This window comes from Streptomyces sp. NBC_00289, assembly GCF_041435115.1.
Lineage (GTDB): Bacteria > Actinomycetota > Actinomycetes > Streptomycetales > Streptomycetaceae > Streptomyces.
This window is the reverse complement of record NZ_CP108046.1, coordinates 9,708,302-9,725,262: the sequence shown is the minus strand read 5'-3', so window position 1 is coordinate 9,725,262 and position 16,961 is coordinate 9,708,302. Positions and strand designations below refer to the sequence as shown.

Genomic DNA, 16,961 nt, shown 5'->3' with positions numbered 1-16,961 from the left:
CGAGCCCGGCGGCCCACGTCGTGCCGCAAGACGTGCGTGACCGAACTCCCCCCAACGGAAGAAACAGAGCGATGACTCAGCACGATTCTCCGTCCCTGCCCGCGCACCGTCCGGGGGCCTCAAGGCAGGCCCCCGAGGCCCCCGACGACCCCAGACCGTCGCGTACGACACGGCCGTGGATGCCGGCTCTGCTGTACACCCTGGGGTTCCTGACGGTCTACCTGCTCGCCATCTGCACCCCGTGGGGGCAACGAGCTGAGAACGCCCTGTTCGATCTCGGTAAACAGGGCGGCGAAGAAGCATGGATCTACCCCCTGTCAGGAGCGGTCTACGGCTCGACGCCCCTGCCGCCGATGGAATTGAGCGCCAAGCCCACCCTGATGGTGGGCCTGGCCGTCATCGTGGTCCTCACCCTGGTGCGGCGGTGCTGGCGGCAGGGGTGCGCGGCGCTCGGGGTCGTCATTCTCACGACCGGAGGCAAGGAGGTGCTCAGATCGACCATCCTGCCCCGCCCCGATCTGGTGGGCGCGCCGGAGAATCTCCTTGATCAGGGTTTCCCCAGCGGGCACACGGCCATCCCCGCCGCGCTGACCCTCGCCGCCGTCCTCGTGGTTTCCCCCCGCATCCGCCCCTACGTCGCCACGGCCGGTGTGCTGTGGCTGGCCTGCATCGCCGCCGCCAGCGCGACCATGGGCGGCCACCGGCCCAGCGAAGTGCTGGGAGCCACACTGTTGGCCTGTGCCTGTTATGGCCTCGCAACCTGGCTGCTGCCGCCAGCCGCCGTGCCGGGCGCCACGCGCAGCCCCCGTGCGCTGCCCGTCATCACCCTGACGCTGGCACTGGCTGTCGCCCTCGTTTCCGGCGCACGGAACGACACCCTCACAAGGTCACTAACCTCCGCGGCGACGGCCTTCGTATGTGCGGCCCTGGTCTGGTACGCCGCAGTCGGGTGGCCCGCACACACCGCACGCCGCACACGCCCCGCACTGGACTGACCACCCGGCCGGCTCCGGGCGTGAACCGGCGCATCCTGGCAAAGCGGTGGTCCGACGCCACCGCCCAGTCGTGAAAGCCGTCGACGCCCGAGCGGGGATGCGCTACCGCCCGGCGTGTCCTCCCGTAGTCCGATCAACGGGCCGGTGACGCTGGCGGACTTCCTGGTCGCAGAGGGGGTGATCGACGACATCAGCCACGAGGGCCTGCGCATCCTGCTCCGTAAGGAAGGCGTCTCCTTTCAACGCCTGAAGACCTGGAAGACCTCCCGCGACCCGGACTACGCGGGCCAAGAAGGCCCGCGTCGAGCACCTCTATGCGATCGCCGAAGGGGAGGTCCTGCCCGAGCAGGGCGAGCCCGAAGTCATCTTCTGCATGGACGAGTTCGGCCCGCTCAACCTCATGCCCCACGCCGGGAAGCAGTGGGCCGAGCGCGGCGGCAAGCACAAGGACCCCGACCGTGAGCCGCGCCGCAGGCGGCGGACGACCTACAACCGCTACGGCGGAGTACGGCACCTGTTCGCCGCCCTGGACCTGGCCAAGGACAAGCTCTACGGCCACATCAAGCCGGTCAAGCGGGGGACGCAGTTCCTGGAGTTCTGCCGCTACCTGCGCACCCTCTACCCGGACAAAGTCCGTATCGCGATCGTCTGCGACAACTTCTCCCCGCACCTGACCACGAAGAAGTGCCAGCGGGTCGGCACCTGGGCCGCGGCGAACAACGTCGAGATCGCCTACACCCCGACGAACTCCTCCTGGCTCAACCACATCCAGGCCCAGTTCACCGCCCTGCGCTACCACACCCTTGACGGCACCGACCACGCCACCCACAAGAGCAGGGCAGCATGATCCGCCGCTACATCATCTGGCGAAACCGCCACGCCGACGACCGGCACCTACGCGGCGGACCGTGTCCGCCACGCCCTGCTCGGCATCGCCCGCCTGCACAATCTCGCTCCTGCCGGCTAGGGGCGGAGCATCTCCGTCATGGGCGACTGCGGCGGGATCAGACCCGGCAGCAGCCAGGGCTGGAAGAGGCTCAGGACCGCGAGTACGAGGAAGGCGGCACCGACGACCTGCGAGAAGACGGGGCCCAGCCGCCAGAGCTTCTCCACGAAGATCACCATGGCCACCGCGGCCATCGCCAGTACGTTCATGACGCCCAGCGGGACGAGCACGACCATCAGCCCCCAGCAGCAGCCCACACAGTACGCCCCGTGGTGCGCCCCGACCCGCAGATCGCGGGCCTGGGGCCGGAAGCCCGCGTAGCGCACGAGCTGGCCCATAGGGCTCCGGCAGTGCCGCAGGCAGAGGTCCTTCCACGGGCCGAACTGGTACAGACCGGCGACCAGGAAGGCCCCGGCGCCGATCCAGCGCCCGGCGCCCGGGTGCTCGTCCACCAGGGCCCCGGTCCCGGCGAGGAGCCCGTAGGCGATCAGGCCGAAGGCCGTCCAGGCCAGCAGGTACCCCCCGACGAACTGGGCGGTACGAGTCACCCGCACGACTCCCGTGGGCGACTGGCGCCCGATAGCCCGCGCCCAGGTGAGGGCAACCGGGGCCACCGAGGGGAACATCATGGCGATCATCATGACCAGCCACAGCAGCAGGAACAGCGGGACGCCCATACCCATGGTTCCCGGCTCGACCCCCATGTCACGCGCCTGGTCGACCACCAGCACCCAGGCGAGGAGGGCCATCGCTGTCATCACGGACCAGGCGAACGCGAGCTGCCGGGCCGACAACAGATTCGCCGGACGCAGAGGGGGTGACAGGGCCTTCCGGTCGAGGCGCACACCTCCAGCACATCACGGCGGACCTGCGCGTGCGCGCGAGAACGCGTGTACGCGGAAACCACCTCCTCCGGGTGGCCTCTGCGGTGGGACAATCGGGATGGATGCCTGTACGACCCGGGCGTGGGCCGGCGATGGTTCCCGGGGGCTCTGCCGTCCTGCCGAGACCGACGTCCCGGCACGGTCACGAGGAGGCATGGAGATGTCCGAGACGACGGCGACCGTTCCCCGGTGGCACGCGGCGGGCGACTGGTTCGACACCTGCAAGTGCAACGTGCCCTGCCCCTGCTCGTTCGCACAGCTGCCCACCTACGGCGATTGCGACGGCATCCTGGCCTGGCACATCCGCGAGGGCCATTACGGTGACGTACGGCTGGACGGCCTGAACGTGCTGATGCTGGGCTCGTTCGTCGGCAACATCTGGGCCGAGCACACGGACACGTACGCCGCGGTCTTCGTCGACGAGCGAGCCGACGACCCCCAGCGCGAGGCGCTTCAGATGATCTTCGGTGGGCAGGCGGGCAGTTGGCCCGCCGAGATGGTGAGCATGATGGGCGCCGAAATGCGCGGCATGGAGTTCGCCCCCATCGAGATCGAGGTCGCCGACGACCTCGCGAACTGGCGGGCCGTGGTGCCGGGCCGGGTCGAGGCGAGCGCAGTCGCGCTCACGGGACCCACGACCCCGGAGGGTGCGCGCGTCCAGTCGACCAACCTGCCGGGTGCGGAGACCGGACCGGGCCAAATCGCGACCTGGGGCCGCTCGACGGTGGACCGCGCCGATGCCCACGGCTTCCATTGGAGCCACGAAGGCCAGTCCAGTAAGCACATCACGTTCGACTGGACCGGGCCCGACTAGCCAGGTCGTCTCTTTCGGATACGCCGCGAGGCGCGGCACGGCGTCGCGGGTCAGGCAAAGTCCGGAAGAGAGGGCGGCGTTGTCCAGCCCACCGTGTGCCGTGAGGCGCTTCGTTGTATCCCCGGCCCAGTCGGATGGAACCTGGAGGGAGGTTCCTGGGTCGCCGGGCTTACTTGAGCGCGAAAGCGCGAGGGGACAACAGCATGCTCGGACAGTGGTGTCGGTCTCGGCTGGCTTCACCCTCCGGCTGTTGGACGGATGCCACCGAGGCCGTCCGTCGCTGCCATCCGCAGCTTCTGGATGTCATCGCCAGGCGCTCGGGCTTGTCGCTGGCCGCGATCAGCAGCTCAGCGGCGCTGTCGGGCCCGACCCCACTTGGATCGCGTATCGCCGGTCGGTCGGAAGTCTGCCGAGGTGCCGGGGTGCCGGGCAGCGGGCCCCGGCCGATCGTGGTCCGGAGGACCAATCGTGTTCCGGGGCCCCTGGCCTCACTTAGAAGTAAACGCAAGCAGCCACTGACGGCCGGGCGGGTGCGGGGGTGGCGGGCCCGGGCGGCGGGAGCCGGTTGAGTGCGTCACGGGATGGGGTTACCAGCCGTGACCGCAGTCGGAACCGATGTCGGTGCTCTGCCCACCGGGGCTGCCCTCGCCGTTGATCAGGTTGCCGCCGAGGCCGTTGAGGATGCCCACTTGACCGAGGATGTCGATGTTCAGGTCGTGGGACTTGCACCCCCCGCCGCCATGCCGGCCGTCCGCAGCCTGGGCGGTGGCAGAGCCGGTGCCCATAAGGCTGAAGCCACTGATGATGGCGACCGCGACAGCGGCCTTGCGAAGCTTCCGCATATCTCCTCCTGGAGCTGAGTAGAGCGCACCGTCAAAGATCACCAAGCGCTCATTTCGGAGGCTAGATCGACATCTCCCACGGCGCTCACCGGGGGAGCCGTCTGGGGGGCTGTGCGGCTCGAGCCGTCGCGGTGACGTGTGTGTCGCAGGTGTGAATCCTGCCGGGGAGCAGACAGACGGGCCGGCCCGGGAGGGGCTCTGGGGCCGGCCGTCATCGTGATCGGGGGCCGACCGCCGAAGGGTGATCGGCGGTGACGGGGACGCCCAGCTCGGTCGGGGCGCCGTTGGGGCGGCACCGCGGCCTGCGCCGCAGCACCGCCTCCGGCGGTCAACTCTGGCGCTTGGTCTGTGTCCGCTCCGCGTCGGTGGGCTGTCGGCCGGCTTCGTCGACGACGGCGTGTTCCAGCTCGGCCGCGCTGGACAGCAGGGTTCCGGCCTTTCCGTATGGGGCGTCCTTGGTCAGGTAGCTGCGGGAGCCCAGGAAGGCGAAGTCCTTCTCGCCGAAGACCCACTCGGTCCGGATGCCGTACCGCGTGTCGTCCCGGGCGATACCGAGGCCCTTGCGACCGATCGCGTCGCGGGCATGAGGGGCCGGGGTGACACCCGGGATCTTCGCCGCGGCCCGGTAGAGGGCGGCGGCCGTACGGGGCGGCATCACCCCGCCCAGCAAAGATCCGATCTGCTCGAACACCGCCTGGTCACGCTCCCGTCCATCGGCCTGCGGGGTCTCGGCGTACAGATAGGTCAGCAGTTTGTCGGGGTCGGTGGGCAGCGAGCTGAGCCAGCGGTAGGTGGGCCGGTTGATACCGGCGGGTGTGCCCTCGGGGTCACCGAGTTCGGCGTTGATGGGGAACGTCTCACCGTCCTCCCGGATCAGGCCGAGCTTCCGCAGCGGTCCCGGCTCCTGAGCGGCCCACACCTCACGGTCCATCAGCGGGCTGAGGACAGCCTTCCCGCTGGTCAGGTCGGCGCCGCGGGTCTTCTCCCTGGTGTAAACGAACTGGTCGTCGCGCACCGTGAGGCCCACCCGCGTCTCCGTGGCGTCGGAGATCCGGGCCAGGAGCGCGGCGGCGGGCTGCATGTCCGTGGCCGCACGGTGCGACGCGGTGCCGGTGGGCGCCGAGTCACCGCCGGTCAGCGCGATCCCCGCGGTCACCGCGCAGGCCAGGGCCAGGGCGGTCGCCGGCGCCAGGACCGCGGGCCGCAGCAGTCGGCGGGCCGGCCGGGGACGGGCGACCTGTTCGTGGTCGATGTGGTGCATCAGAAGGTCCCTGTGACGAAGGTACTGCTCGCGCGGAAGGTCCCAGTCGGCCGGGGCCGGGAGCAGGCGGGCGATCTCCTCGCGGTCGCCGTGCCGCTGTGGGCAAGCGCCGGTGGTGTCGTCGTTCATGTGAGCTCCTCCCGTACGGGCAGGGCCGCGATCGCGGCCGCACTTGTCATCTCTCCGCGGGCGGTTGGTGGTTCCCGTTCTTCTTCCGCGAGGTGAGCGAGCTTCCTGCGGGCACGCGAAAGGCGGGAGCGTACGGTTCCGACGGCGATGCCCAGCGCTTCGGCCGTCTGTTGATAGTCCAGGCCGGACCACACGCACAGGGCCAGTACCTCCCGCTCCTGGCGCCGCAGCCGTTCCAGCGCGGTCTGCACGGCTCGCAAGTACCGTGCGTCGTCGATGCGCCCGATCGTCCGAGGCGCGAAGTCCTCCTCCACCCGAGGCTGCGGTTGACGCGCCAGGAACAACTGCCGTCTGCGGACTCCCCGGCGAGCGTTGTCCGCCTTGTGGGTGGCAATGCCCAGCAGCCAGGGCAGCAGGGAGCCGCCGTCCTCCTGCACCCGCACGCGGGTCCGCCACGCGGTCAGGAACGTTTCGGACATGATCTCTTCGGCTGTCGACCAGTCGCCCGTCAATCGCAGCCCGTGGTTGTAGACGGCGCGGGCGAACTGCTCGTACAGCAGGGCGAACGCCTCTCGGTCCCCCTCGCGCACACGGCGACGCACATCGTTCTCTGAGTCCCTCACGACCACTTCTCTCCGCGACACGGGAGGAGTTCCTGTGGCCTGTGTCACGCACTGGTGCCAGCGCAACGCCGTAGAAGTCCAGAGGCACATCATAGGGAGGGCCGAGGAGGCCCTCGGTGTGGTACTGGTGCTTCGTCGCCATGGTCGAACTCGGCGCCGACCACATCCTCACCGGCACCGACCACCTGCTGTTCCTGCTCATCCTGCTTCTGCCCGCGCCTCTCGCGGCCACCGGCCGCCGCTGGGGCGGCCTGGTCGGCGCCCGTGCCGCGCTCGGCCGCATCGGACGCATCACGCTCGCTTTCACCGCCGGCCACTCCGTCGCGCTGGCCGTCACCGCGATGGGCCGCCTCGACATCCCCGGCCGGCCGGTGGAGGCGTTCATCGCCGCCAGCATTGCGGGACGTTCCCCTGGTCTGTGCGACGGCTTGAGGGAACGCCGTTGACGCGGGCCGATGCGCGGTGGAGGAGCCTGTTACCCGCATGCGGAGCTTGGTCACCGTCGGGGTTCCAATTGGGTGTGCTCGTCGCCCCCGCGATAGAGGACCAGATGTTCGTGGAAGAGGACGCCGTCGCGGACGTCGCCGGTGGCCGTGAAGCCGGTGTCATCGGCGTAGTCGATGTGGTTGCCGGTGACGGTGTAGCTGCCGGTGTAGGCGCTGCGGCGGTTGCCGCGGGCCTCGTCGTAGCGGCCGTTGGGCAGCAGTTCCTGGCGGATGAAGCCGTCCGCGGTCACCCACATCCCGACGCACGGGTGTGAGTCGTGGGGCGTGTCGTTGCTGTTCATGGCTCTACTGTCGGCCCGGCGGCCGGTGGCAACCAGGCCGCCGTCTCCCCAGGTGAAAGCTTCCTGGGTGCCGCGCACCCGGCATCGCGAGCGACGGGGCCCTTCGTGCGGTACGGCAGCGGGCCGTCCGAGACCGCCCATGCCCCCTCCGTCGCACGGGGCGGGACGGATCCTGGGTGCCCGACACCTGGGGACACCGCGGCCTGGTTCCGATTCCCCCGCGCGACGAACCTGGTGGTGAGGCAGCCGCCGTAGCTGCCAATAACTCGCCTCGGACCTGCACCGGCGCTCATTTCGTGCAGCGGGCACACCGATGAGGCGACTCCACTGAGGAGCATGCGATGAGCATCACCGAGACCACCGGCACCGTGAGCTGGAACCCCGAGGCCCTCGACGAGATCGTCTCGAACGAGGAGGGGCGTCCCGTCCTGTTCACCAACGCCCGGATCCTGACGATGGACCCGCTGATCGGGACCATGACCGGCGCCGACCTCCTGTTCGTCGGCTCCCTGGTCGTGGGGGTGGGCCCCGCCATCGTCACCGCCGCTCAGGACGACAACGCCATCGTCGTCGACTGCACCGGCATGACCATCGCCCCCGCCGTCGTGGACACCGTGGCGCTGGCCGGCGGCCGTGGCCACCGCTCGGAGTACGTCGCGACGCTGACCCCGGGCAACACCCCCGACTTCCTGGTGCTGCCCGACGAACTCGCCACCGACGTGCCGAGCGCCGTGGCCGCCCTCGTGACCCGGCCGGAACAGGTCCGCGCACTCGTCGCGGCCGGCCGGCCCGTCCTGTGGGCCGGCACCGACGTCCCCGGCCGGTCCACCGCTCCCGAGGCGGGCATCCCGGCCGCTGCGGACCTGACCGGCAGCCCGCGCGTCGGCGTCTGGATCGACAGGAAGGACTTCCTGCACCAGGAGCTCACCGCCGACGGCCGCTACGACGAGACTCGGGGTGGGCTCTCGCACGCCTACCAGGGCCGGTACTGGATCGACGGCGACCGCATCGACTACCTGGACGACCTCGGCTTCTGGGCCTACGGCGAGTTCCGGGGCGACGAACTCCACCACGCGGGCTACGTCATGAAGCTCGGCTGACCTTCCCCCGTCGGGGCACTCACGGGTCTCGATTCTGGGTGCGCGACACCTGGGGAAACCGCGGCCTGGTTGCCGTAGCGGCCGCACCCGAGGCTGTTGTTCGAGCAGTCTCGTGCGCCCCCGGCGACCCACCCTCCCAGCTCTCCCAGCCCTCTCCGGCGGACGGCCCCTCCTCCCGGCCCTCCCCCGTGCAGAAAGAAGACCTCCCATGAACGTCAACAACACCAGCAGCGCCGCCGTACTCGAAGAGCTCCGGCGCCGGCCCGCCGACCGGCGGCGCATCCTGTTCACCGGTGCGACCGTGGTCACCATGGACCCCGGCCTCGGCGTCGTCGACGGCGGCGACCTCCTCGTCGAGGGCGACGCGATCACCGCCGTCGGCCGCGACCTCGAGGCGGGCGATGCCGTGGTCGTCGACGCCACCGGCACGATCCTCACCCCCGGCTTCGTCGACACCCACCGGCACGCCTGGGAGGCCCAGCTGCGCCGGATCATGCCGGACGTCGACGACCTCGGCGGCTATGTCATGGCCACCCTGGCCGGCTACGCCACGGTCTACCGGCCCCAGGACATGTACATCGGCACCAGGCTGGCCGCGCTGACCGCGATCGACAGCGGCATCACGACCATGCTCGACTTCTCCCACAACTCCCGCTCCCGCGAGCACTCCGACGCCGCCATCGAGGCTCTTGTCGACACCGGCATCCGCGGCGTGCACGCCTCTATGGGCCCGCACTTCGGCGCGTGGGACCGGCAGTGGCCCGGCGACCTGACCCGCATCAAGGACCAGTACTTCAGCAGCGACGACCAGTTGCTCACGCTGCGCCTGGCGGCCCTGGCCACCGACGAGATCGCCGGACCGGCGCTCGCCTACGGCCCCGAACTCGCCCGAGTAGCAGCTGAGTTGGGCATTGGAGTGAGCGTGGACGCGGTCTTCGGCACCTCCTCCTCCGAGGCGGTCCTGCGCTGGGCCAAGGACGGCGTTCTCAGCCCCGACGTCACCCTCATCCACTCCACCGGCCTGACCCCCGAGGCATGGAAGGCCATGGGAGAGACCGGCACCACCGTCGCGCTCGCCCCCACCTCCGACGCGCAGATCGGCCTGGAGACCGCGATCCCCGCCGTCGACGAGGCCCTGTCCGTCGGGATCCGTCCCGGACTGAGCATCGACGTCGAAGTCGCCCTGGCCAGCGACATGTTCACGCAGATGCGGGCCCTGCACGCAATTCAGCGGATGCGCGCGGTCAACGCCGTCCACGGCACCGACCAGCAGCCCTCCCGCATCACCACCCACGATGTCCTCGACTTCGCCACCCTCCAGGGCGCCCGTACCAATGGCCTGGCCGGCGTCACCGGCTCACTCACCCCGGGCAAGAAGGCCGACCTGCTGGTCATCCAGGCCGAGGACCTCAACAACATGCCGCTCAACGACCCGATCGGCACGGTCGTGCTGGGCTCCGACGCCCGCAACATCAGCGCCGTCCTGATCAACGGCGAGCCCCGCAAGTGGGACGGACAGGTCCTCGACGTCGACCTGCCCGCCCTGCGCGGCGAGGTGCACGCCTCGCGCGAGTACGTGCTGAACACCCCGGCTGCCTGAGCATCCGGGTGTCCGAACACCCTTCCTCCGCAGTCCCCCGGCCGTACCGCCCCCGGCCGGGGGCGCCCATCTGGCGTTCCCATGTCCCACGCCACCACGTCCCCACAGCACACAACCCGGGCCAGCACACCGTCCGGTGCCCAAGAGAAGGACGTGCTGGCGGCGGTGGCCGACTTCGGCGGTGACGGCTGGAGCGACCTGGTCGTCGTGGCCACTGGGCAGTGCGACATGCCCGGCTCCGGCCTGCGCGCGTTCTCCCCGGAGTGCGCAAAGGCCGACAGCCAGGGCTGAACTGGTGGGTGCTGATGCCGGTGCGTGCACGCGGCTGTGGTTCGTCGCCGAGGGGCCGGTGAGCGGTACCCGCCGCGCTGGGCCGCCATGGCACCCACCTGCCGGTCAGCCCGCGGCGGCGGTGAGTGCTCCGAGGGCGCTGGCCTGGGTACGCCAGTCGCTCTGGTTGGGGCCGGCGCCGGCCCAGCGTTCACCGAGCGCGTTGAGGGAACTGCGGTCCTGCGCCCACAGCGTGTCCGCCTGCTTCTGGACGTAGCTTCGGTACGTGCTGGAGCCGGTGGCCTTCGCCAGGTCGGCGAAGTGCCGCATGAAGATGCCCTTGAACTGCTTCTGGTTGTCGTCGCAGGACGCCGAGCCGAGGTCGCAGGACTCGGTGAGCACTCCGTCCCGGGTCAGGGTCGTGCTGCTGATGGCGGCGTCGGCCAGCGTCCGTGCGGTGGTCAGAAACGAACCGTCCCCGGTCGTCTTCCACAGTTCGGTGAAGCCGCCGATGGCCAGTCCCTGGTTGTAACTCCATACGGTGGAGCCGTTGTTGGCGCAGGCCGAGGTCAGTCCGTCGTTCACCAGCCCCGAGGAGTTGATCATCCCGCTGGCCTTGTACCAGGCGGCGGCCGTCTTCGCCCGCTGGTGCCATACGGTGTCGCTCGGGATGCGCTGGTGCAGCGCGGTGGTCAGCCAGAGGTACTGCCCGTTCGTCACGGCGTTCTTGTAGGTGCGCTCGCGGTCCCACCACACGCCACCGCCGCAGGAGCTGGGATCCCAGTACTGCTGGATGTAGTTGGCGATGGTCACGGCCTCGTCGAGGTAGCGGCGGTCGCCGGTGTAGTCGTACGCGTCGAGCCAGGCGATGGCCCACCAGCCCGAGTCGTCGATGGAACGGCTGATGAAGTGGCCCTCGATTGCGTCCGTGCTGCGCACACCGGCGGGGAAGACGCCCTTGTTCTGGTCGAAGGTGCGGGCGATGGCCCAGTCGTAGTCGTGTGTGCCGGTGGTCTTCGCGAAGTCGATGAGGGAGGTGAGGGTGGCGGCGGAGTTCCACCAACTGCTGGGCCACCAGCCGTTGTAGGGGTCGTACGAGGTCATCAGCGCGTCCGCCGCGGCGCGTGCCCTGGTGGGTGCGGGCCTGACCCACGCGGTGCAGCTGCCCTCGTTGTGGCTCGCTTCCCGGCCGCAGGCGCGGACCGCGCCGCCGTGGAGCAGGCCGCGCGGGTCGCGGGTGGCGTACATCGCGGTACGGGTACCGGTGGCTCCGGACGGGGTGCTGGTGCGGCCGAGGGAGGAGCCGTCCGGCCATGTCGCGCCGCCGTCCCAGGAGCGGTCGAGCCGGATCTCGTCGCCGGAGCCAGCGGTGTCGATGCTCGCCCAGGCCATGGAGTTCTTCTGGTCGACGTGCAGGCGGATCGTGCGGCCGTAGAGGGTCGTGGACGGCACCGGCTGGTCGTCACCGGCCGCCTGGCCGGCGCTGGTGCCGTCGCAGAGCGTGTCGCAGACGGTGGGGTAGACCCAGTTCGTGCAACCGACGGCGGCGGCGTCGCCGCAGGCACGGACCAGTCCGCGTCGGTGGTTGCGGGGATCGGTGATGTTGTACATCAGCGTCCTGGTGCCGGTCCAGGAGCCGGGAATGCTCGCCTTGCCGAGCAGTCCTTCCCAGGTGGCTCCGCCGTCCCAGGAGCGGTCCAGCCACACCGAGTCGCCGCTCACGCCGTCGTCGATGCTGGCCCAGGCCATGTCGTCTGCGTCGGACACGTGCAGTTGGAGGCGACGGCCGTTGAGGCTTTTGTCCGGCACCGGGAAGCTCTCCTGCCGGGCCTGTGAGGGGTCCAGCGTGTCACAGGCCAGGACGCACACCTGGGTGGCCGCAGCCGCGGGGGTCGCGGCGGGGACCAGTGCCGCACACGCCAGGACGGCCGTCAGCAGGAAGCTGAGAACCCGAGATCTGACAACGATGTCAGAGCTTCGTGAGGGCACGGTGACTCGCCTCGATTTCAAATGGGGGGTGCTGGTTGGTGGGCGTGGCCGGGGCCGACGGCTGTCAGGGCCGGGCCGGAAATCGCGCACTGGTCCATACCTCTCTCCGAGGCAGTGAACCGGCCTGGCGAGGTCCTGTCAATGCCATCAACAGGAGTCCGCTGCCCGGAAGTTCGCGGTGGCTGCAACGGGTTGACACCTCGATTCCGCACGCCCATCATCGGTGGAACTTCGGCGAGGCTCCACCGGAATCCCCCTGCTCGATCGGTCACTGGACGTCGTGCGCCATGGTTTTGAATCGTTTCAGATATTGCGCTCTCATGTTCCCGCACACGCTCCGGGAGATTTCCATGCGTCGTCGTTCCCCGCTGAGATCGTCAGGTCGTCACCGCTTGCTCAGCCTCGCCATGGCCGCGGCCGCCGTGCTGGCCGCAGGTCCCTCGCCCTCCGCTTCCGTGCCGAGTGCGGCGACCGCAACGGGCGTCAGTAAGACGGCCCTGCAGGCCCTGAACTACTCGCCGGCCTCTCGCACCCTCAAGCCGACCGCCGTCTACCGCACGTCCGGCAGCGTCGCGAATCCGCAGAACGTCCTCAGTGGACAGCCGACGCGGATTTCCGGCGCGCAGTCGGCTGTCACCCTCGACTTCGGCCAAGAGATCGCCGGTGTGGCAACGTTGTCATTCGGCAGTACCAGTGACAGCGGTCAGCGAGTCGGCCTGGCCTTCAGTGAGTCCTCCCTGTACGTGGGCACCAACAGCGACCGGAGCAGCGGCCGCGACGGCGAGGACGGGGCCCTCTACGCCACGGCTTCCGCAGGCGGCACCTACACGATGCCCACGGCGCGACTGCGGGGCGGCTTCCGCTACCTCACCGTCTTCCTCGACACCTCGGGCTGGGTGGACCTCAAGGGCGTCAGCCTCGCCTTCACCGCGGCTCCCGGAAAGACCAACCCGGCCGACTACGCCAACTTCTTCCACTCCAACGACGATCTGCTCAACCGCATCTGGTACGCCGGGGCGTACACCGTGCAGCTCAACACGATCGCCTCCGACCAGGGCCGCGCCTGGCCCCCGCCGACCACCCAGTGGGACAACGGCGCCACCGTCGGCGTCGGCGACTCCGTACTGGTCGACGGGGCCAAGCGCGACCGTACGGTGTGGCCCGGCGACCTGGGCATCGCCGTACCCACGCAGTACGCCTACTCGAACGACCTCACCTCGACCCGCAACGCGCTCACCACGATGTATGACGCGCAGTCAGCGGAGGGCGAAATCCCCTGGTCGGGACCGCCGTTCAACCTTACCGGCTCGGACACGTACCACACCTGGACATTGCTGGGCACGGCCACGTACTACACCTACACCGCCGACCGGGTGTGGCTGGACTCCCAATGGGCCGACTACAAGCGCGGGATGGCCTTCATCATCGACAAGATCGACGGAAACAACCTCCTCAACGTGACCCGCACCCAGGACTGGGCCCGGGTCGGCCAGGGGGGCGAGAACATCTCCGCCAACGCGCTGCTGTACGCCGCGCTCAAAGGTGGCGCCACCCTCGCCACGGTCGAGGGCGACAGCGCGCTCGCCGCGAGCTGGACCGCCAAGGCGGCCGCCGTCAAGACCGCGGCCAACTCCCGCCTGTGGGACGCCTCGAAGGGCATGTACAAGGACAACCCGAACAGCGGCCTGTATCCACAGGACGGCAACTCGCTCGCGGTCTGGTACGGGTTGACCGACTCCACGGCCAAGTCGAAGAGCGTCGTTGCGGAGCTAGGGAAGAACTGGGGTATCTACGGCCCCACCACCCCCGAGTGGGGCGGCAACGTCTCGCCCTTCGCCGGCGGCATGGAGCTGAACGCCCACTTCACCGCCAACGACGACTTCACCGCCCTGGCACAGATCCGCCGCACCTGGGGCCACATGCTGGACAGCGGCATCGGCACCAAGAGCACCTTCTGGGAGGGCGTCAAAGCCGACGGCGGTCTCGCCTACGGCGGTTCCTTCATGAGCCTGGCCCATGGCTGGTCCACCGCGCCCACCTCCACGCTCACCTTCGACGTACTCGGCACCGCACCCGAGTCGGCGACCGGCACCTACCGCTTCGTCCCGCACCCCGGCGACCTGACCAGCGTCGAGGGCCGCATCACCATGCCGCAGGGCGCCATCAACGCCTCTTGGTCCCGTGTGCCCGCCTCCGGCACCTACACGGCGCACCTCACCAGCCCGCCCGGCACCACCGGCCGTATCGGCGTCCCGAAGTTCGGCGGCGGCAACATATCAGTGTCCGTGAACGCCAAGGTCGTCTGGAGCAACGGGACCTTCACGCCCACCTCCGGCATCACCGGCGCGACCCAGGACGACACCTACGTCTACCTGACCGGCGTCGCTCCGGGCGGCTACACCGTGACCGCCACCGGACTGGGCAATCCTGCTCCGCCTGCCGAACCGGGTACCGACACCCTGCGCGCGGGCTTCACCCGGTGCGCGGGCGAGGGCGGTACGTGCTCCTTCAGCGGCACCCGCGCGGTGGCCTACGGGGCCGGGACGTACACGTACAAGACGGCGACCGGCAGCACCGCCTGCACCAACGCCTCCTTCGGCGGCGACCCCGCCGCGAACCTCGTCAAGTCCTGCTACGTCGCCGACACGGGCGGCCCGCCCGGATACACCGTCTGCGCGGCCGAGGACGGCACCTGCGCCGTGCCCGGCTACAACCGTGACGTCGCCTACGGCGCCAACGGCAACTTCGCCCACCAGGTCACCAACGGCTCCGTCGCCTGCACCAACGCCCACTTCGGCGATCCCATCGACGGAGTCGCCAAGTCCTGCTACCTGCCGCCCGTCGGCGGACCGCCCGGCGGCTGGGCCAAGTGCGCGGAGCAGAACGGCAGTTGTCCAGCCGTCGCGGGACAACCGGTGATGTTCGGTGCCTTCGGAGCCTTCACCACGCTCAAGGCCGCCGGCGACACCCCGTGCACCGACGCCACATTCGGCGACCCGATCCCCGGCGAGTCGAAGGCCTGCTACACCGCCACCGGCGACCCGGTCGGCTATACCACCGCCTGCGCGGACGAAGGCGAGACGTGCGCCTTCAGCGGACAGCAGACCGTCGCCTACGGCGCGCGGGGCAGCTTCGTGTACAAGTCGTTCACCGGCGGCACCAGCTGCACGGTGACGGCATTCGGCACCGATCCGCTGCCCGGCGTGAGCAAGACCTGTTATCTCACCTCCTGAGCAGCGCAACGCCTCCGGCAGCCTCCGCCCTCCCCGCGTGTTCGGGGGCTGCCGGATCACCCTGGTGGGCCACTGCCTCCCTCTCCAGTTGCAGCGCGGGAGGCGGTGGCCGGCGGCCTCGGCGAGGGCCTGAACGCGGGATGCCGGAGCGGAACTCGCGTGGACCAGCCTCCGGGTGCGTCACCCTCGATCACGCCCGGCGGCCGACGCGCTTTCCCGGCCGGCCGGACGGGCGGATCAGCGCAGTCCGGCGAAGAGATCGTTCTCGGGTACGGCCGCGCCGGTGGCGTCCTGGACGCGTACGAAGGTCTCCACGCCCATCAACTCGCCGAACCGCTCCTTGCCCATCTTGAGGAAGAAGATGTTCTCGCCCTGACTGGCGTGCGCGGCCAGCGCGTCGAACTTCTGACCGCTGAACGCGGTGGCGTCCACCCAGGTGGTGATCTCATCGTCGGGGAGGCCGATCTCGGCCATCGCGGCAGCCTCGGCAGGATCCGGCTCCGGCATGTCCGGATGAAACTCGCGCATGATCTCCCCGAACCGCTGCATCATCGAGCGGGGCATCGTCGTCCAGTACACCTTCGGTGTCAGCGCGGTCATCTCCAGCGCCGCCATCGTGATGCGGTGGGCCTGGATGTGGTCGGGGTGGCCGTAAAAGCCGTTCTCGTCATAGGTGACGACCACATCAGGTCGGTAGTGCCGCATGAGTTCCGCGAGTCGGGCCGCGCCTTCCTCCACCGGGGTCCGCCAGAAGGATCCGGGGGCGTCGTTGCTCGGCCAGCCCATCATCCCGGAGTCGGCATAGTCCAGCATCTCCAGATCGCTGATCTTCAGGACGTCACAGCTCGCCTCAAGTTCTTGACGGCGCATCAAGGCGACCGCCGCCGGATCGTGCCCGGGATCGCCCGGCTTGACACCCCCCGGTCCGTCACCGCAACCGCCGTCGGTACACGTCACGAGAACTGTGCGGATGCCTTCCGCCGCGTACTGCGCGAGGACCCCTCCGGTTCCGGTGGCCTCGTCGTCGGGGTGGGCGTGTACTGCCATGAGCGTCAAGGGCCGGTCAGTCATGAAAAAGTCCTCCTGCAGAAATACGTCGTGGTCCGCTGCGCGGCGGGCTACCGCGATCCCGGGGACCGGATCCTGGTGCGGCGGACGACCTTGCGGCCCCCGTGTTCCCCGCCCGTGCGGCGCCGATCCCTCGCACGATGCAACCGCGTCGGCCGGACCGGATGTTCCCGGCGCGACCGCTTCTCCTTCCAGACGTCGACGTTGCCACGCGAACGAGGTACGGGCGCGACCCGCACGTCTCAGCCACATCGGATCCGACGTCCATCCGGCACCAGCCGTGAGATTCCGACTCGAAATCGACGACAGCGGATCCTTGGGCGCGGCCAGCCAGGCACCACTACAGGGACCCGCTCGACTGCGCCGGCGTGAGAACCGCCGCGCACATCGGCGCCGTAAGCGACCGGCGGTAGCGGGACC

The 16,961-nt window shown here is 69.7% G+C and carries 14 protein-coding genes and 1 pseudogene; 8 read left to right on the top strand and 7 right to left on the bottom strand.

Annotated elements, in window-relative coordinates; translation table 11 throughout:
• Window positions 1-179: 179 nt before the first annotated feature.
• Together OG985_RS43930 and OG985_RS43925 are read left to right on the top strand one after the other, a co-directional pair.
• Window positions 180-995 carry a phosphatase PAP2 family protein gene (locus tag OG985_RS43930; protein WP_371674007.1) on the top strand — a complete coding sequence of 272 codons (816 nt, stop codon included), beginning with the start codon at window positions 180-182 and terminating at the stop codon, window positions 993-995.
• Between the two features lie 150 nt (window positions 996-1,145).
• Window positions 1,146-1,895: pseudogene (locus OG985_RS43925) on the top strand (transposase); the annotation flags it as partial.
• A 63-nt stretch (window positions 1,896-1,958) separates the two neighbouring features.
• Here OG985_RS43925 and OG985_RS43920 read toward each other — a convergent pair.
• Window positions 1,959-2,786: a DUF2182 domain-containing protein gene (locus OG985_RS43920; RefSeq protein ID WP_371674006.1), complete on the bottom strand. Its 828-nt coding sequence runs from the start codon at window positions 2,784-2,786 to the stop codon at window positions 1,959-1,961.
• Between the two features lie 199 nt (window positions 2,787-2,985).
• On the opposite strand from OG985_RS43920, the gene OG985_RS43915 reads away from it, so the two are divergent.
• Window positions 2,986-3,639, top strand: a complete 654-nt coding sequence (locus OG985_RS43915) for a DUF1326 domain-containing protein (protein WP_371674005.1) — start codon at window positions 2,986-2,988, stop codon at window positions 3,637-3,639.
• Window positions 3,640-4,226: 587 nt separating this feature from the next.
• Here OG985_RS43915 and OG985_RS43910 read toward each other — a convergent pair.
• The 3 genes from OG985_RS43910 to OG985_RS43900 form a co-directional block, all read right to left on the bottom strand.
• Window positions 4,227-4,481: a hypothetical protein gene (locus tag OG985_RS43910; protein WP_371674004.1), complete on the bottom strand. Its 255-nt coding sequence runs from the start codon at window positions 4,479-4,481 to the stop codon at window positions 4,227-4,229.
• A gap of 328 nt (window positions 4,482-4,809) precedes the next feature.
• Window positions 4,810-5,871 carry a CU044_5270 family protein gene (locus OG985_RS43905; protein ID WP_371674003.1) on the bottom strand — a complete coding sequence of 354 codons (1,062 nt, stop codon included), beginning with the start codon at window positions 5,869-5,871 and terminating at the stop codon, window positions 4,810-4,812.
• Window positions 5,868-6,473, bottom strand: a complete 606-nt coding sequence (locus OG985_RS43900) for an RNA polymerase sigma factor (RefSeq protein ID WP_371674683.1) — start codon at window positions 6,471-6,473, stop codon at window positions 5,868-5,870. The genes OG985_RS43905 and OG985_RS43900 overlap by 4 nt, the downstream gene beginning before the upstream one ends.
• Before the next feature lie 137 nt (window positions 6,474-6,610).
• Between OG985_RS43900 and OG985_RS43895 the strand changes: the two genes are divergently transcribed.
• Window positions 6,611-6,940: a HupE/UreJ family protein gene (locus OG985_RS43895; RefSeq protein WP_371674002.1), complete on the top strand. Its 330-nt coding sequence runs from the start codon at window positions 6,611-6,613 to the stop codon at window positions 6,938-6,940.
• A gap of 50 nt (window positions 6,941-6,990) precedes the next feature.
• On the opposite strand, the gene OG985_RS43890 is transcribed toward OG985_RS43895, so the two are convergent.
• Window positions 6,991-7,281: an Atu4866 domain-containing protein gene (locus OG985_RS43890; protein ID WP_371674001.1), complete on the bottom strand. Its 291-nt coding sequence runs from the start codon at window positions 7,279-7,281 to the stop codon at window positions 6,991-6,993.
• A gap of 341 nt (window positions 7,282-7,622) precedes the next feature.
• Between OG985_RS43890 and OG985_RS43885 the strand changes: the two genes are divergently transcribed.
• The 3 genes from OG985_RS43885 to OG985_RS43875 all read left to right on the top strand — a co-directional run bounded on the left by OG985_RS43885 (window position 7,623) and on the right by OG985_RS43875 (window position 10,272).
• Window positions 7,623-8,381, top strand: coding sequence for an Atu4866 domain-containing protein (locus OG985_RS43885; RefSeq protein WP_371674000.1), 759 nt, complete (start codon window positions 7,623-7,625; stop codon window positions 8,379-8,381).
• A gap of 208 nt (window positions 8,382-8,589) precedes the next feature.
• Window positions 8,590-9,981: an amidohydrolase family protein gene (locus OG985_RS43880; RefSeq protein WP_371673999.1), complete on the top strand. Its 1,392-nt coding sequence runs from the start codon at window positions 8,590-8,592 to the stop codon at window positions 9,979-9,981.
• Between the two features lie 153 nt (window positions 9,982-10,134).
• Window positions 10,135-10,272, top strand: a complete 138-nt coding sequence (locus OG985_RS43875) for a hypothetical protein (RefSeq protein ID WP_371673998.1) — start codon at window positions 10,135-10,137, stop codon at window positions 10,270-10,272.
• 105 nt (window positions 10,273-10,377) lie between these two features.
• Here OG985_RS43875 and OG985_RS43870 read toward each other — a convergent pair whose 3' ends face one another.
• Window positions 10,378-12,000, bottom strand: a complete 1,623-nt coding sequence (locus OG985_RS43870) for a glycoside hydrolase family 76 protein (protein WP_371674682.1) — start codon at window positions 11,998-12,000, stop codon at window positions 10,378-10,380.
• Between the two features lie 632 nt (window positions 12,001-12,632).
• Between OG985_RS43870 and OG985_RS43865 the strand changes: the two genes are divergently transcribed.
• Window positions 12,633-15,473: an alpha-L-rhamnosidase gene (locus OG985_RS43865; protein WP_371673997.1), complete on the top strand. Its 2,841-nt coding sequence runs from the start codon at window positions 12,633-12,635 to the stop codon at window positions 15,471-15,473.
• Window positions 15,474-15,710: 237 nt separating this feature from the next.
• On the opposite strand, the gene OG985_RS43860 is transcribed toward OG985_RS43865, so the two are convergent.
• Window positions 15,711-16,544 (bottom strand): PIG-L family deacetylase, encoded by an 834-nt coding sequence (locus OG985_RS43860; RefSeq protein ID WP_371673996.1) that lies wholly within the window; start codon window positions 16,542-16,544, stop codon window positions 15,711-15,713.
• Between the last annotated feature and the right edge of the window lie 417 nt (window positions 16,545-16,961).

What these genes read in the sequence shown, in the direction of transcription:
- OG985_RS43915 (WP_371674005.1), top strand. Translation starts at nt 2,986, where the DNA reads ATGTCCGAGACGACGGCGACCGTTCCCCGGTGGCACGCGGCGGGCGAC.
- OG985_RS43910 (WP_371674004.1), bottom strand. Translation starts at nt 4,481, where the DNA reads ATGCGGAAGCTTCGCAAGGCCGCTGTCGCGGTCGCCATCATCAGTGGC.
- OG985_RS43890 (WP_371674001.1), bottom strand. Translation starts at nt 7,281, where the DNA reads ATGAACAGCAACGACACGCCCCACGACTCACACCCGTGCGTCGGGATG.
- OG985_RS43870 (WP_371674682.1), bottom strand. Translation starts at nt 12,000, where the DNA reads ATGGCCTGGGCCAGCATCGACGACGGCGTGAGCGGCGACTCGGTGTGG.
- OG985_RS43860 (WP_371673996.1), bottom strand. Translation starts at nt 16,544, where the DNA reads ATGACTGACCGGCCCTTGACGCTCATGGCAGTACACGCCCACCCCGAC.
- OG985_RS43880 (WP_371673999.1), top strand. Translation starts at nt 8,590, where the DNA reads ATGAACGTCAACAACACCAGCAGCGCCGCCGTACTCGAAGAGCTCCGG.
- OG985_RS43930 (WP_371674007.1), top strand. Translation starts at nt 180, where the DNA reads ATGCCGGCTCTGCTGTACACCCTGGGGTTCCTGACGGTCTACCTGCTC.
- OG985_RS43885 (WP_371674000.1), top strand. Translation starts at nt 7,623, where the DNA reads ATGAGCATCACCGAGACCACCGGCACCGTGAGCTGGAACCCCGAGGCC.
- OG985_RS43905 (WP_371674003.1), bottom strand. Translation starts at nt 5,871, where the DNA reads ATGAACGACGACACCACCGGCGCTTGCCCACAGCGGCACGGCGACCGC.